General features: G+C 60.9%; 15 protein-coding genes. 8 read left to right on the top strand and 7 right to left on the bottom strand.

Translation table 11 applies throughout. The annotated features are described in order from the left end of the window. Positions 1 to 6: 6 nt before the first annotated feature. Positions 7 to 1338 (bottom strand): alanine racemase, encoded by a 1332-nt coding sequence (locus tag M1D89_RS02700; RefSeq protein WP_498647789.1) that lies wholly within the window; start codon positions 1336 to 1338, stop codon positions 7 to 9. Positions 1339 to 1505: 167 nt separating this feature from the next. Between M1D89_RS02700 and M1D89_RS02695 the strand changes: the two genes are divergently transcribed. Genes M1D89_RS02695 through M1D89_RS02685 form a run of 3 tightly spaced genes read left to right on the top strand, consistent with a single transcriptional unit; the run spans position 1506 to position 3680 of the window. Next, positions 1506 to 2513: a sugar kinase gene (locus M1D89_RS02695; protein WP_498647788.1), complete on the top strand. Its 1008-nt coding sequence runs from the start codon at positions 1506 to 1508 to the stop codon at positions 2511 to 2513. Further along, the gene (locus tag M1D89_RS02690; RefSeq protein WP_474661878.1) at positions 2473 to 3279 is read left to right on the top strand and encodes an IclR family transcriptional regulator; all 807 of its coding nucleotides are present in this window, start codon (positions 2473 to 2475) and stop codon (positions 3277 to 3279) included. The genes M1D89_RS02695 and M1D89_RS02690 overlap by 41 nt, the downstream gene beginning before the upstream one ends. Further along, positions 3276 to 3680, top strand: coding sequence for a RidA family protein (locus tag M1D89_RS02685; protein ID WP_024818727.1), 405 nt, complete (start codon positions 3276 to 3278; stop codon positions 3678 to 3680). The genes M1D89_RS02690 and M1D89_RS02685 overlap by 4 nt, the downstream gene beginning before the upstream one ends. Positions 3681 to 3903: 223 nt before the next feature. Here the strand turns inward: M1D89_RS02685 and M1D89_RS02680 are convergent, their stop codons facing one another. From M1D89_RS02680 to M1D89_RS02670, 3 genes are all read right to left on the bottom strand, one after another. Next, positions 3904 to 4629, bottom strand: coding sequence for a polyprenol monophosphomannose synthase (locus M1D89_RS02680; protein WP_498647786.1), 726 nt, complete (start codon positions 4627 to 4629; stop codon positions 3904 to 3906). Between the two features lie 226 nt (positions 4630 to 4855). After that, positions 4856 to 6169 carry an LssY C-terminal domain-containing protein gene (locus M1D89_RS02675; protein WP_498647784.1) on the bottom strand — a complete coding sequence of 438 codons (1314 nt, stop codon included), beginning with the start codon at positions 6167 to 6169 and terminating at the stop codon, positions 4856 to 4858. A gap of 55 nt (positions 6170 to 6224) precedes the next feature. Continuing rightward, complete coding sequence (locus tag M1D89_RS02670; protein ID WP_498647782.1) at positions 6225 to 7217, bottom strand: NAD-dependent epimerase/dehydratase family protein; 993 nt, start codon at positions 7215 to 7217, stop codon at positions 6225 to 6227. Between the two features lie 216 nt (positions 7218 to 7433). On the opposite strand from M1D89_RS02670, the gene treS reads away from it, so the two are divergent. Continuing rightward, on the top strand, positions 7434 to 9725 hold the full coding sequence (treS, locus tag M1D89_RS02665) for a maltose alpha-D-glucosyltransferase (RefSeq protein WP_498647780.1): 2292 nt from the start codon (positions 7434 to 7436) through the stop codon (positions 9723 to 9725). A gap of 63 nt (positions 9726 to 9788) precedes the next feature. On the opposite strand, the gene M1D89_RS02660 is transcribed toward treS, so the two are convergent. The 3 genes from M1D89_RS02660 to M1D89_RS02650 are packed head-to-tail and all read right to left on the bottom strand — an operon-like array spanning position 9789 to position 11612. Continuing rightward, the gene (locus tag M1D89_RS02660; protein ID WP_498647779.1) at positions 9789 to 10502 is read right to left on the bottom strand and encodes a hypothetical protein; all 714 of its coding nucleotides are present in this window, start codon (positions 10500 to 10502) and stop codon (positions 9789 to 9791) included. Further along, entirely contained in the window at positions 10495 to 11025 is a 531-nt protein-coding gene (locus tag M1D89_RS02655; protein ID WP_498647777.1) for an RNA polymerase sigma factor, read from the bottom strand. The genes M1D89_RS02660 and M1D89_RS02655 overlap by 8 nt, the downstream gene beginning before the upstream one ends. A 20-nt stretch (positions 11026 to 11045) precedes the next feature. Further along, positions 11046 to 11612: a GNAT family N-acetyltransferase gene (locus M1D89_RS02650; protein WP_498647775.1), complete on the bottom strand. Its 567-nt coding sequence runs from the start codon at positions 11610 to 11612 to the stop codon at positions 11046 to 11048. A 269-nt stretch (positions 11613 to 11881) separates the two neighbouring features. On the opposite strand from M1D89_RS02650, the gene M1D89_RS02645 reads away from it, so the two are divergent. The 4 genes from M1D89_RS02645 to M1D89_RS02630 all read left to right on the top strand — a co-directional run bounded on the left by M1D89_RS02645 (position 11882) and on the right by M1D89_RS02630 (position 15418). Continuing rightward, a complete protein-coding gene (locus tag M1D89_RS02645) occupies positions 11882 to 12919 on the top strand; it encodes a TOMM precursor leader peptide-binding protein (RefSeq protein ID WP_498647772.1) in 1038 nt (345 codons plus the stop codon). 160 nt (positions 12920 to 13079) lie between these two features. Beyond that, entirely contained in the window at positions 13080 to 13382 is a 303-nt protein-coding gene (locus tag M1D89_RS02640) for a hypothetical protein (RefSeq protein ID WP_498647770.1), read from the top strand. A 127-nt stretch (positions 13383 to 13509) separates the two neighbouring features. After that, positions 13510 to 14193 (top strand): hypothetical protein, encoded by a 684-nt coding sequence (locus M1D89_RS02635; RefSeq protein WP_498647768.1) that lies wholly within the window; start codon positions 13510 to 13512, stop codon positions 14191 to 14193. 1 nt (position 14194) lies between these two features. After that, the gene (locus M1D89_RS02630) at positions 14195 to 15418 is read left to right on the top strand and encodes an MFS transporter (RefSeq protein ID WP_498647766.1); all 1224 of its coding nucleotides are present in this window, start codon (positions 14195 to 14197) and stop codon (positions 15416 to 15418) included. Positions 15419 to 15422: the final 4 nt, after the last annotated feature.

Genomic DNA, 15422 nt, shown 5'->3' with positions numbered 1-15422 from the left:
ATGGTCCTAGAAGAAGGTATGGATGAGGTCGACGACGGTCTGGTTACCTGGGCCTTCGGCGGACCCGCTGTCCGCGAGCACTGGAATGACGGTCCACTTGTCGAACGCGGTGCACGGGTGGGAGAGGCCCAGCCGGACGACGTCGCCGGGACGGACCGTGGTGGAGGTGGCGTCATAGGTCATGAAGCTGTGTTGATCGTTGACCGAGGTGATCCGGGCGCCAAGTAGCGGCTCCATTGCCCCGCCCAGAACAGGTCCAATGAACTGCGGTTCGGGCAGGCCTTCGTCGAACGGGAGGTCGCGTTTCCCGGCGTCGAGGATGGCGAGGCCGGGTTCAGTCTGCGACACAACCCTTGCCCAGCCGTACATGCCGGCTTTGAAGGGTTGGCCGCCCTCGCGGGAAAATGGCGAAATTCCGCGGTAGAAACCGTCGTCGTGGATGATGTAGGCGCCGCTGCGGATCATGAGGTCCACAGCGGGTCCGCCAAGTTCAGCGCCGGTGCTGATGCACGGGGAGAGGACGGTCACGACGTCGTCGAAGTAGGCGCTGCCCCCTGCAGTGATGATCACTTTGTTGGCGCCATACAACCCTGCGGCGAGCAGTTCCTCGTGAAGCAGCCGCATCTGGGCGAGATAGCCGCGAACGGCGGCCAATCCGGCGTCGTCCGCTGTGTGCGCGAGGGAGCCTTCATAGCCGCTGACGCCCACCAAACGCAGGTTTGGTGACTCGGAAACAGCGCGGGAAATCTCCATGGCAGCCTCCACAGAGCGGGCACCGGTCCGGCCACCGTGCGCGCCGAGCTCCACAAGGACGTCCAGCACAGCATCACTGCCGGCGAGCGTTCGGTTGATGACGTCCACGGTCCCCAAGGAATCGATCCAGGAAAGGATGGGCGCGTCCGGCGTGGCAACGCGGGCAACCCACTCAATGGCGTGCGGATCCGTGAGGCTGTTGGCGAGCTGCAGGTTCCTCACGCCGAACTCGCGGGCCACGCGGAGCTGTGCGAAGTTCGCCAACGTAATGCCCCAGGCGCCTCGGTCGAGCTGCTGGGTCCAGAGCTGCGGCGACATGGTGGTTTTGCCGTGCGGGGCGAGCAAGACACCGTGGTCTCTGCACCAGTCGGCCAGCCGATCGGTATTGGCGCGGAGCGCTCCGGCATCGAGGGTGAGCAGCGGCGTCTGGAGGTCAGCGAGCGTGTGCTTGGCGGCGAGGAAGTCCGCGTGGGTGGTGCCGTTCGCGGTTGCGGGCACAGCTTTGTGACGCCAGTCGAGACGGCGTTCAGCCAGGCCTGACACAGCGGATGCCGAGATGGCTTCGGAGGTGTTCACGCGTTTCATTCCCTTCGCGGTGCTGCGTTCTTGAAGCTGCGTTGTGGGGTTGCCGGGTAATTCTGATGCGTTGCGTATTTTGCAACGCTGGTTGCAAACCTGCTGGTGATATGTCTAACATGGTGGCGGATCGAGAGTCAAGGCCGCTGAGAAGCGCACGAACTAGTGGGAGAACGATGCTTTCAGCTGTATGCGTGGGCGAAACCATGGCCATGCTTACCCCTGTCCACGCCGTCCCCCTGCACCTGGCAACGGAACTCCACTTCGGCATCGGCGGCGCGGAATCCAACGTCGCCATCGGTTTGGCAGCCATGGGCCTGGACGCGCACTGGGTCAGCCGGGTGGGCCACGATGGCTTCGGCACCCGGATCCTGCACGAGCTCCAGGATCACGGCGTGGGAATCTCCGGCGTGGAAGTGGACGAGTCCTTGCCCACGGGCCTGTACGTCAAGGTCCCGGCGCAGGATACGGACCCCGACGGCGGCAGTTCGGTTTTGTACTACCGGCAAGGATCCGCGGCGTCGGCCATGGGACGGAACACACTTTCCAATCCCGCCGTTTCCTCGTTGCTTGAGAACGCTGCACTCATCCACCTGAGTGGAATCACCGCTGCCCTCTCCCCCGAGTGCCTTTCCCTGTTGGAAGCAATCCTCACCACACCTCGCAATGGCCGGATCATCAGCTTCGACGTCAACTGGCGCGAAGCCCTCTGGGCAGGCCAGGACCGCTCTGTCCTGCAGCGCCTGGCGAACCTGGCCGACGTCGTGCTCGTTGGGAAAGACGAAGCCGAACACGCCTTCGGTACCACCGATGAAGCAGAACTTCGCCGCATGATGCCGGATCCGAAGGTGCTGGTCATCAAGAACGAGGCGATCAGCGCCATCTCCTTGGACCGGACCGGCACCCGGGAAGAGGTGCCCGCACTGTCCGTCGCCGTCGTCGAACCTGTTGGCGCCGGCGACTCGTTCGCCGCCGGCTACCTCAGCGGCATGCTGTTCGGTCTGGGCCAAAAGGAAAGCCTCCGGCGCGGACATGTAGCCGCAGCGTGCACCCTGACTGTCCACGGTGATCGCGGTCCGCTGCCCCACGCCGCCGAGCTCGCAGTCATTCTCGATTCTTCGGATGACGCGTGGGCTGCTATCCATGTTGAAGACGGACAATTCAACACCAGAACCGGAGCGTGACATCGTGAGCCAGAGCCTCATGCGAGCCATCGACCTGCTCGGCGAACTCGCCGCAAAGCCAGCAACCCTGGACGAGCTCGCGTCCAAGGCCGCCGTGCACAAGACCACCGTGATGCGGCTCCTGCACGCCATGGAAGAAAAGCGCTTCGTGGTGCGGGACGAAGACCAACGGTTCATGCTCGGCTCCAAGCTCTTTGAACTGTCATCGCTGGCTTTGGAACAGCGGGACATCCGCAAAGTGGCGCATCCGCACCTGGCCGAACTCAACGGCCGAACCGGGCACACTGTGCACCTCGCCGCATTTGAAGGGAATGAGGTGGTGTACATCGACAAGTTCGAGTCGCACCATCCCGTCCGCATGTACTCGCGCATCGGCCTGACTGCATCGCTGCACTCGGCCGCTGTGTCCAAAGTCCTCCTCTCCGATATGCCGCGCAGCCGGCAGGAAAAGATCGCCGCGGGGTTGGACTACGTCAAAGTTACCGAGAACACCCTGACCTCGCCGGAGGCCTTACTGGCCGAACTCGAGCAGGTCAAGGAACAGGGCTGGGCCCACGACAACGCTGAGCACGAAGCCTTCGTGCACTGCATCGCGGCCCCCATCCGCGACGCCAGCGGCGCTGTTGTTGCCGCAGCCTCTTGTTCGGTACCGGTAGTGATGCTCAGCTATGAAGGCTTGCTTGAGCTGCTGCCCGACCTCAAAGCCAGCACCGAGGCCATCTCCAACGACCTCGGCTGGATCAGCCACGAAAGGAACTCAGCATGAGTGAAAAAACCGTAGTACTGACCGAAAACGCCCCCGCCCCGGCGCACGTATTCTCGCAGGGCATCAAGAAGGGCGGCATGTTCCAGGTCTCCGGCCAGGGCCCCATGGACCCCGCCACCAACCAGTACATCGGCGAGGGCGACGTCCGCGTCCAGACCCGTCGCACCCTGGAGAACGTCAAGGCCATCCTCGAAGCCGGCGGATCTTCCGTTGAAGACGTCCTCATGTTCCGTGTCTACCTCACCACCCGCGACGACTTCGCCGCCATGAATGAGGTCTACGGCGAGTTCATCCGGGAGAACGTTCCCAGCGGTTTGCTGCCGAGCCGCACCACCGTGTTCGTTGATCTGCCGCACGAGGTCATGCTTGTGGAGATCGATGCCCTGGCGGTCACTGCGTAACGCTCTCTCACATCCCTACAGCTTCACGCTGACGCTCTGTCACATCCGCTGAAGCACACGACGGCGGCACTCACCTTGAGTGCCGCCGTCGAGCTTTTATGGGTGGCTGGGTTCCTAGCTGTGTGCCGTCACAACCCACTTTGGTTTTCCCAGCGAGGCGACACGCCGCGATGCCGGGCGTGTTCAAGCCTCCCGGGTTCAAAGTTGGTGGTGACAGCACACCCTATTTTTGAAACCGAAGCTTCCACGGCGTCAGCGCGGACTCCAGCTGTTCACGGATATTCATCTTGGAAGCGCCCTCCACCCGTTCTTCAAAATGAATGGGCACCTCGACGATTTTCAGGCTCCCCCGGGCCGCCCGGTAATTCATCTCAACCTGGAATGAGTAGCCATCGCTTCGAATCGACGCCACATCAACTTGGCGGAGAGCGGAGGCTGTCCACGCTTTGAATCCCGCTGTGGAATCTTTCACCTTCAAACCCAGAATTACACCCACGTAGAAATTCGCCCATGCAGAGAGTGCCTTTCGGTGCCAAGGCCATTCTGTCGCCGTAGATCCACCGGCAACATAGCGTGAGCCGATAACCACCTCGGCGCCGGAGGTGCGGATACGGTCAAGCATCGTGGGAATGGCCGACACGGGGTGGGACAGGTCCGCGTCCATTTGAATGATGACGTCTGCGTTCTCAGCCAAGGCACGGGTCATGCCTGCCACATATGCCCGGCCCAGCCCATCTTTTTCCTTCCGATGCAGGACCGACACCGTCCCGTTGGATTCTTTAGCCAGCTGATCAGCGACGGCCCCGGTTCCATCCGGCGAATTGTCATCCACAATCAGCACCTTGAGATCCTGCCTCCCCAGTGAGCCGAGCTGGTCAATGAGAAGAGGTAGGTTTTCCCGCTCATTGTAAGTAGGCACAACAACGGTGATTTTCGGATTTGCAGTCAAAGCGTGGGTCCCCAATTCGTTTTCGAATCAAGCCAAAGCGCGGTGCTATTTTGCACACATGGTCGGCCCAGTCAGTCTATTGATCCGGCCCCAACAAGCTAAAAGCGCTCCCGGGGAGTAGCGGCGCTGACCAAGGCGTGTAGCTTCACCACCCGCTTTGGATCTGAAACCACCCCGACACGCCGCGAACGACGGCGCGTCGGACCTAGGCGGCCCCCAAAGTGGGTCAGGAAGCCACGCGCCGGCCAACTACCGACGCCGGGACCGCCGGAATGCGCTGTCGCTTTGCATACACGCGGGCACGTTGGCTGGACAGTGCCAGGAGCACCAGGATGTCAGTGGCGAGGCCGGAGAGGCCGGCTTCGAGGGTGATGTTTGCGCTGCCCGTGGAATAGTCGATTGCCTGGACCAGGATCGAGATGGAACTCAAGCCCATGGCAATCACGCGTGCGCCGTTGCTCCCAAGGAAGATGCGCCAGGCCAGGAAAACTTCACCCAGCCCGAACATCAGGACCACAGCCGCTATCAAGGCGATTGCCGCCGTCGTGCTTTGCGGGTCTGACGAGTCGTCATCGAAGGTGAGCCCGGATATTTCGCCCCCGGAGGTGAACAAGGTGATCGCCAGGACCAGTGCCGCCACCGCCCTGGCCACCACCAAAGCAGCGCCCATCAAGATGGGGGCGGGCCGCCTGTCCCTGCTGTCGGTGCGGCCGGGCGGCTGATCCGAGGGGACCCGGACACGGCGTGCATCGATGATCGGCAAGTCGCCGTCGGTGGAGATGGAGTCACCCCCGCCATTGCGCGTGTGATACCCGGTGGAGAAGTCCTCGATGACCTGCACAGTCACAGCGGGCTCAGCGGCCGAAACGGTAGAAACGATGTGGTCCCGTTCAACGTCGGTGTTCTGTTCAATCTTGTGCGTGATCTGCAGGGTAAACAGGGAGAAGCCCACGCTACGGTCGTACGTGCCCGCCGCCAGCCAATCCACTTTGTGGCCGCCCGGCAGGAGCCAGCCCTCGGGGCAACGCCAGAAGCGGACGTGGTGGCGTTTGCCAGGGGTGTTATTGACCTCCTGCTGGTACGCGAAGTCCTGTTGGCGGTCGAAAAGATAAAGGGGACTGACCGGCGCCTCCGTGTAGCTCTGCCTGAAGATGGTGGAGCTGATGATGCGCCGGCTGCTGGCGAAAGTGACGTCGTCGGCCATGGTCCAGCCGCCGGACCTCATCATCGCGTGGATCTGGGGTTCGGCACCCAGCAAAGCAACGTTGACGGGGTCACCGAGCAGGCCGTCGCTGGTCCGCGCGCGGCCAATGAAGTAGCCGGGCACGTAGATGGTGGTCAGGATCCGATGTAGCCGGGGCAACAGCAGGTACGCGAGGAACGCCCAAAACACGACAGAAAACCACAACTGCCCCCACCCCAGATGGAAGCTCTCCCCCACCAGCAGGAAAGCCAGCCACACTGCTGCTGCTCCGCCGAGGATGAAGAATCCATGGTCAAGCCGACTGTCAGTGACTTCCTTGTTCGGCACCTTGTACATATAGCTCCCCCTTGTGCCCCTTAAGCTTCAGGCTTCGGGTAGGAGTTGTACAGGCTTAGGGCAGCAGGTTCGGCACTCGGAGCTGCCCGTTGTCGATGAGCCATTGCACGGATTCGTGCACCGCCAATTCCGGCTCATACGCCGGCGCGTACCCAATAAGCGACGTGGCCTTGTTAATGGACATGCAGTGGTTCCGGGAGAGGTGCGCCCAGCTGATATCGGCAGATTCCGGCGTGGTGTTCCGGCGGAACTCTTCCCAGCTGACGGTTTCCATGCGGGGTTCCTGCCCGAACCAGGAAGCAGCGATGCCCACGTAACCCCGAACAGTCAACGCGGTGGGAGCGACAATATTGAAGTCCTCACCGGCTGCAGCGTCCCGTTTCCGGATGGCTTTCTCGAAGGCCTGCGCGACGTCGTCGGCATGCACATGGTGCATCGACTCTGTCCCGCTTCCGGGAACCTGAAGTGTCTGCCCGGACGCAATCGTCTGCCAAACCCCAGGATCCAGATTGCCCAGCGGTCCGATCGGCTGCCAGCCGGGGCCCACGATGTGGCCGGGGTGAATCGATGTTGTGGCCAAACCTCCGGAAGCAGTCTCCTCCTTGAGCATGCGGGCAATGTCGCGCTTCTGGATCCCGTACTCGTCCAGAGGCTCGGCGGCGCACGCGGCTCCTTCCGCGGACGAGGCTCCTTCGGTCAGGGGCAACTTCAAGCTGACGCCGTACCGCCAAATGGAGCCGCAGTGCAGCAGATGCCCCACCTCGTTTCGGAGACTTTCAACCAGCGCAGTGGCTGATTCGAGCGTGAAGCAGATCAGGTCAACCACGACGTCGGCACCCAGCGCCGCTACCCGGTCACCAAAGCTGCCCTCTCGGTCCTCCTGCTCCCGGTCAGCGACCACTTGGCGGACCTGCTGCCATTCGGGGACATCAGCATAGGACGCGCTGGTCCCGCGACTGATGTTGATGACCTCGTGACCACCCCGCACGAGCCTGGGGACAAGGAAGGACCCGATATGGCCGCTGCCGCCGATCACAACGATTCTCATTGTTCTCCGATCTCCACGAGGCACAGTTTGGCTAAACCGCAGCACCACCAAGGTCAACCCAACACATAATAACGAGACTTACTTGTTCCCGGGTTAGACAAACGGCAGGCTCCCCGGACTAGCATGAATAGTCCGGGCAAGCCCGGGTACGTGACCTCTTGAACGACCCCCTCGGACGGTCGGCGTTGACGCGGCGACCACGTAAAGGAGAAAACTGTGCGGGAGCCTGCAGTCAACGAGAGCGTGTCAGAAATCAGCGAAACTTCGGAAGAAAATCCGGAGGAGACGCCACAGGAAACGCCCGATGAAACCGCAAGCGAACCGGCGGAAATCACGTTTGACGAACAGTTCTATCCAGCTCGCCCCAAGGCACTGCGGCCGATCGCCCGGAGGCGGCAATTCTTCGCCGCCCGGCCCTCCTTGGAATTCGACGGCCTGAACTCCACCTATGTGGACTGGCTCAGAAACCAATCCATGCTGGGTGACGCCAACACCATGGCCCGGCAATTGTCCGGGCAGGCCAGCATGTGGCAAAACTCCTATGCCAGGCCGAATCCGCGCTCAGCCGTGGAGCGTGCACCCGTCTGGTTCACGGCCTACCCCTTGTCCTTCATCACCAAGGACGGACAGTCCTTCCTTTCAGCGCTGGGTGATCCCGCACTCTGGGACGCGTTCAGCGAGATCGGCATCCGGGGCCTGCACACCGGACCGGTCAAGCTTGCCGGTGGTATCCGCGGATGGTCCCAAACACCCAGCGTGGACGGCCACTTTGACCGGATCAGCATGGCGATCGACCCCGCCTTCGGCACCGAGGAAGAGTTCCGCCAGATGTGCGAGGTGGCCAATGACCATGGCGGCACCGTCATCGACGACATCGTTCCCGGGCACACAGGCAAGGGAGCGGACTTCCGCCTCGCCGAAATGAACTTCCGGGACTACCCCGGCATTTATCACATGGTGGATATCCCCGAAGAGGACTGGCACCTGCTGCCCGACGTCCCCGAGGGCGAGGATTCGGTAAACATTAGTCCGGCAACTGAGGAAGCCCTGCAAAAGGCCGGGTACATCATCGGCCGATTGCAGAGGGTCATCTTCTACGAACCCGGCGTCAAGGAAACCAACTGGAGCGCCACTAAGCCCATCATCGACACCACGGGCAAAACCCGCCGGTGGGTCTATTTGCACTACTTCAAGGCCGGCCAGCCTTCCATCAACTGGTTGGACCCAACGTTCGCCGGCATGCGCCTTGTGGTTGGCGATGCCCTGCACTCTTTGCTGGACCTGGGAACCGGCGCTCTCCGACTTGATGCCAACGGGTTCCTGGGCGTGGAGAAGAGCGCCGAGGAAGAACCGGGTTGGTCCGAGGGCCACCCCTTGTCCGAGGCCGCCAACCAGCTGATTGGTTCCATGATACGCAAGGTGGGTGGGTTCTCCTTCCAGGAACTCAACCTCACCATTGATGACATCAAGACCCAGTCTGAGTCCGGCCCGGATCTCTCCTACGACTTCATCACCAGGCCCGCGTATCACTACGCCTTAGTCATCGGAGATACAGAGTTCCTGCGCCTGACCCTGCGGCTTTCCATGGAGATCGGCGTGGACCAGGCATCGTTGGTCCACGCCCTCCAAAACCACGACGAACTGACTTACGAGCTGCTTCACTTTGCCGCGGGACACAGGGACGACGTCTTCGAACTTGCCGGCGAGGAGCTCAGCGGCGCTGAGGTGGCCGAGAAGGTCCAGAACACCATGCGGGAACGGCTCACGGGGGAGAACGGACCGTACAACGCGGTGTTCACCACCAACGGCATTGCCTGCACCACGGTCAGCTTCATCATGGCTGCCCTTGGCATCAAGGACCAGGATGCCATCACTGAGGAGCAGGAAGCGCAGGTCCTGGACGCCCACGTGCTGCTGTCCATGTACAACGCGCTGCAGCCTGGGGTTTTCGCGCTTTCCGGTTGGGACCTCACGGGCATCACAGCGCTTGATCGCCAGACGGTCCGCGAGCTCACGTCGCAGGGTGATACCCGCTGGATCAACCGTGGCGCACACGATCTCATGGGCACCAGCCCGGACGCGAAAACCTCCCTGGCCGGCATGCCCCGTGCCCGGAGCCTCTACGGTCCGCTGCCCGAGCAGCTGAAGGATCCCAACTCCTACGCCCGGCGGCTCCAGCAGATCCTGACTGTGCGGGAGGAGTCGGGAATCGCCACCAGCACGCTCCTGGATGTGCCCGACGTTTCCCACCGAGGGCTGCTGGTGCTGGTCAACCAGCTCGCCGACGGAGCGCTACAAGTCACCGTCCTGAACTTCTCGGACCAGGACATTGCCGGCAGCATCCAGTCCTCGCACCTGGTTCCGGGGTCTACCGTCCATGATCTGTTCAGCAGCGAGGACGTCAGCCAAGTGGATGACCTCCACAGCTTCTTCCTGGAACTGCCCGCCTTCCAAGGCACTGCGCTTCTCTTGAAGGACCCGGTAGTGGAGGACGAGGTCACCGAATAGGAAGCACGACGTCGGCACTTACGGTGAGTGCCGACGTCGCGGTTTGGTTGCGCAGGGTGCAGATCAGGGCAACGAGTCCCAGCTTTGAACCAGGAAGGCCGCTCCCGTTGGGGAGCATTCCCCCAGTTCACGGTCTGGTGAAAGTCCTCCACCGAACGCGAATTCATCTCCGATATTCAAGGATTTGCCATCCGGGAAGACCACTCCCGTCTCTGTGACTCTTGTCCCGAAGGGAAAAATGAGTCCGCCCGGGCTGCCCTCGGTGGTGACGTCGGAAAAACACCCGGCGGCGTTTAGGCCAAGCTTTCCCATGTTCAGAGCGTCCATGTGAAAGTCTGACTCTCTGCCTATGGAAACAGCTGCCTTGGTGCCGTTGCCGCCGGTGATGATTTCGGCCTCGAACGTCGGCATCATGCCCGTAATTTCGGGCAGCGGTAGCCCGCTGGAGGAGCCTGTTTCCGGCGCCGTATCCGACTGCGTGACCGCCGGCGCAGCTTGCTCCCTCGGCGGAGCCGTAATGGAGGACGTCACCACCACCCCGGCAACTACAGCTGCAGCTACCGCCGTCAGCAAGCCAAATCCTGCCATCAAACGCAAACGTCGCCCGGCAGGCAGTTGACGGAAATCTGTGACGGACCCACCAACGCTGAGCTGCTCCGCGTCGGTGGCCAGGACAGCCAGGCTCTTCTCCCTGCTGCGGGCCAGGTCATCTTCGGTGACCAACAAGGCCGGATCTGCAGCAGTCAGGCATTCCACAGTTCGCTCTTCCCTATTCATTGCTGGCATCCTCTGTGATGTTGTCCGCCCGAAGCAGATTGCTGAGTTGTTTTCTTGCTCTGTGCAGACGCATCCTGACGGCCGTGGCAGTGACATCGAGCAGGTCCGAGACCTCGGCGGAACTGAATCCGTCCCAGTACGTCAGCAGGAGAACCTCGCGCTCCTCGGGCTTGAGCCGGTCCAGCGCGTCCCTCACTTCGCCGTCGTCGGAATCCAGCTCGCGCGTTCTCTGCCGCTCCAGTTGCTGCGTGAGGTTCATAGAGCGAAGGCTTGAACGGTAGTGGTTTCGAAGGACATTGCGGGCAATGCCAAACACAACCAGCACGGACAGCTCCTGGTCCTGGATGGATTTCTCCCAAGCGATGCGAAACACGTCGGCTGTGAGATCCTCTGCCGTGGACGCGCCCTCCGTTCGACGTCGGAAGTAGCGGTAGACCTTGTCGTGGCACGCCGCGTGGGCTGCAAGGAAATGCTCCTGCCTGCCCGGCTCCACGCGATCCCCCTGCTCCGTTTGCAAGCTCATACCCTGTTAATGTCCGGCAGTCAGAAGAATGTAGCAACCTTCCCGAACGTTCCCACGTCAATCCAGTACCGGCGGAAAGGCCGCCCATCTTCACCCGTCCGCACATCGTCGAGCAGCCCACCGCAACGCTCGATGGTTCTAATCGACGCCGAATTGTCGTCGTCACAGGTCAGCAGAACACGATCCGGCAGAGCCCCACCCAACTCGCCCTGCACAGCCAACCGGGACAGCAGTTCCCGCAAGGCCCAGGACGCCGCCCCCCTCCTGCGGTCCGAGGGTCGAACCCCGTAGCCGATGTGCCCACCCGAGTTCAGGAGAGCCGGAGTCAAATGGTGACGGAAAGCAATGGCTCCGACGTAGCGCAGGCCCTCCGTGATCCAGAGGTAGGTGCACGGAACAATGCCATCCTTCTCGGACGCGCTTTCAGCGTCCAGCAACTTACCAACCCAATCAGCGAAGCCCTCGGAGCTGGTGACGTCGCCCGCCATGAAGACGGCGGCACCATCCTGATGGGCTCCTGCCCACTCACGGTGGGACTCGAGGAATGACTGGTGGAAGGCAACATTCGGCGGGACGATTTCAAACATGTCCTCGACTCTATACCGCACGCACCCCGCCAGGGACCCCTCGAAGCGACACGCAGAAGAAAGTAATCGACAAACTTGTCATATCCATGACAGGTGTCGTAGATTCATTCCGTCCAACAAGTTTATAAACACAAAGGAGTGATTCAAGTGCTTAAGCTCAAGCGACTGGCCAAGCGCCGTTCGAAGCTGAACTTCGTGTTCAACTAACCCAAGAATAAAAAGTGGGGACCACGCACCGCGTGGTCCCCACTCATCATTGGAGGCAAGAATTGGCAGCCGTAACCTACTCCCTCAAGCAGTCGCTACCGGTGATCACCACGGCAACGGCCGTGCAGATCGGATTGGCACCACCCAACGCAATCGAAATCGAAGACGCTCCTGACGGGCTGGCTGAACTACTCAGCTTCGCTTCACAGCCACGGACGCTCGACGATTTGGGCGGGAAGGCCCAACTCCTGTTGGGCGAAGGCTCCGGAGCGATCGTCGAGGAACTTATCGACGCCGAGATTCTGGTGCCGTACAGGTTCGACCTCTCCGGCCGGTACAGCCGCCACGACTTGTACTTTGAACTTGCACACAGCACCGGTCCCGGAGCCAGCGATATGCTGAGCAACCGAAGGGTCACGCTGATCGGCGTGGGAGGAATCGGAACAAACGTAGCCATGCAACTTGCAACGGCCGGAGTTGGTTCCATTGTCCTGGTCGACGGGGACACTGTGGAAGAAAGCAACCTGACCCGGCAGTACCTCTTCACGGCGCAAGATATTGGTTCCCCCAAGATCCAGGCCGCTGCAAGAAACCTTCACCTCAGGGCCCCCGACATCAACACGGTGGAAGTCGCCTCCATGATCTCCGGAGTGGAAGATCTCTTGCCTGTTTTTCAGGACTCAGACTTCGTTGTGGTCTCCGCCGACACGCCACAGGATGTGCTCGAATGGTCCAACCAGGCGTCCATCGCCACCGGCACACCTTTCACCTGCGCGGGGTATCAAGATACGCGTGGAGTGGTAGGCCCTGTTGTACGGCCAGGCATCACCCCCTGCCTGCAATGCGCAGCAACAGATAACGACGGCAGGACACAATCACAGGCCTCGCTCTCCACAACAAACCTCAATAGCTCGTACCAGGCTCCAAGCTTTGGGCCGCTTAATTCCATCGTGGCTTCCATTACCGCCATGGAAGTGTTCCGCTACCTGCTGACCGGATCCACCAACCTTGACGGCAGGAGGCTGGTGTTTGACTCCCTGGAGTTGGCGTCGGAGTTCGAGGATTTCGCCAGGAATGACCACTGTGCTACGTGCTCCTGACTGCAATAAGGGCACGGCACTTGTTGCCCTAGCGGGGGCCTACGCAGTCGCGTCGATAGCCGCAACGGTGGCCAACAGAAACTTCTGGCCAATCGCGTCAAACAATATGTTCAATGCAAAGTTCCGGGACCGCGTCTCACGATTCGCAGTTGAATTTCACATGCCTGATGGAACAGCCATTGCTTGCGGCCCGGCAAACTGCCTGCCAACCCAGTTCTTCCGGGCCGGAGCAGTGTTCGCCGGCATCTTCATGGGTGAGGATGAACAACCAAAGAAGGTCCTCTGCCAGAGAATCATCCAGAGGCTTCGAAGCAACGCGTGGAAAGCGTTTGACGAGGTTCGCACCCCCGCTCACCTGCCTGGTCTTCCCTTGAGGATGGACATCCTGGTGGCAACTACTGTTCGCGGAATGCCTGAGGAAAAGGAAATTGTGTACAGCTATGTTCCGACAACTTCGCAGTAGACCAGTCCAACTCCAGCATCTACGCAATGCGGCAGTGTGGGTCGTTGCCGCCCTGGCGCTGACGCTCCGCCCCGGCCCGGCTGCTTCCCGGGATTATCGAGCTGCGGTTGCTTCACAGGAGTCAGCGGTGGATCCCACGCCCGATGACGGGACCGCTTGGAAGAGCCGACGTGCGGCGGCCGGGCTTCTGATGGCGGCCGCGGCGGCCGGCGAGGTTTGTGGAAACCCCGACTCAAAGCCCTCTTCTTGGATTCGGCGGGCAGCGCTGGGATTGTTTTTGGGAACACGGGCTTTGGATGCCCGATCCCTACCGGGCCGCTGGCCATATGACACGTTCATTGAAGCGGTACTCGTCATCAGTCAGATGTCCAAGCCGGGCAGTGGCCAGTCCCCGAACCTGCCGCTTTCGGTCTCACGGGTTGCGCTATATCTGCCCTACACTCAGGCCGGCTTGTCCAAACTCCTCCACGGCTATGACGCTTGGGTCAGGCGCGGCGATGCCAACCATATTTATCACTCGCACCTGTTGGCCGCGGATACTCACCCGTTTGCCCAAGAGCGGTACAGAGTTCCCGTTCGTGCCCTGACCCGCGCAATTCCCCTTCTTGAATTAGCCGCACTCCCCCTTGCACTCATTCTTCCCGGCAAATGGCGGATTGTAGTTCCCTGCTGCACCACCATCTTTCACATGGTCATTGCCCGCACGTGGAATATCAGCTTTTGGCAGGCTCCCGTGATGCAATGGCTTCTCACATCGGTGGAAAAGCAGCCCGACCTTGTCACCATTCTCCATTCATCCCGAGGTAACTGAAGTGTCATTAGCAAAACCATGGCAAAGGCGCCTGCACCTCACGGGAATGTGGGTGAATTCGTTGGGTGGAGGTGCGTACAACATTGCACTCCCGCTCATAGTTCTGCAGACAAGCGGCAGCCTTGCCCAGATGTCCATCGTTGCCGTGGCATCACAACTTCCGAAGGCTTTCCCCGGAGTGCTCATCGGCGGACTCGCAGATCGCATGTCCCCCCGCACCATGACCCACATAGGCTATTGGGGTCAAGCACTGGTTGTTGCTGCGATGGCGCTGCTGATAGGCCCTTGGCACACGCCCTTTTGGGTCCTCGTACTAGGCGCCTTCCTACGCGGCAGCCTCGACATGTTCGCCCGGACAGCCACCTTCGTGGCCATCCCGAAGATGTACGGCGACGGCACTGCGAAGTTCAACGCCGCAGTGTCCACCGCGTGGACCTCAGCTTCCATCGTGGGTCCGGCAATTGGTGGAGCTTTGAGCGCCGTCTGGGGTCCGTGGTGGTTGCTGGCTGTTGACGCAGTGTCGTTTACGGTAATTGCCTTGATCATGAATTTCCTGCCTTGGCCGGAGCGCCCTGGCAGCCTGCCGGATCGGCCGGGTTTCTTCAAGGAACTTTCTGCCGGGTACCGGAGGCTTACCCAAATCCATGGTTGGTGGCGTTTTGCCGGGACAGTTGTCCTCGTCGGCTTCCTGTCGGCCCCCTTGTCCACGTTGGCGATTTTCCAGACCTCGGTTGGCCTCAAGGGGTCCACTACGGAAGTAGGAATCGTGGGCGCAGCAGCAGCGGCGGGGCTCTTCTGCGGTTCGATTCTGTCAGGCTTGCTCTCCGACTGGCGCCCAAATCTTCTTATGCAACGCTCCTCGTGGCTTATGGCAGCAGGGGCCTTGCTCTTCTTCATCCCATCGTGGATTGCTGTGGCAGGCGCCCTTTTCGTCGTCTGCACGGGCGGCATTGCATGGACGGTGGGACGTACATCCCTTATCCATCAACAGATTCCCTCATCTGACCTGGGCAAGACCATGACGGCCGTCCAGTTTCTTGAAACTGTATCCAGTCCCCTCAGCCTTGCAGTTGCCACATTCTTGATGGGCGTCTCATCATTCATGGCCTTTGGCTCCATCCTCCTGGCGGCCCTGCTTTCGGGAATTCTTGCGATCAATTCAGACTCCATGCTGAGGCCGAGTGAAGTAAAAGGAGAGGTCAAGCAGACGGAACCTGTCCAGTAACTCG

This window comes from Arthrobacter sp. D3-18 (assembly GCF_054408525.1).
This window is presented reverse-complemented; position numbering and strand designations above follow the sequence as displayed.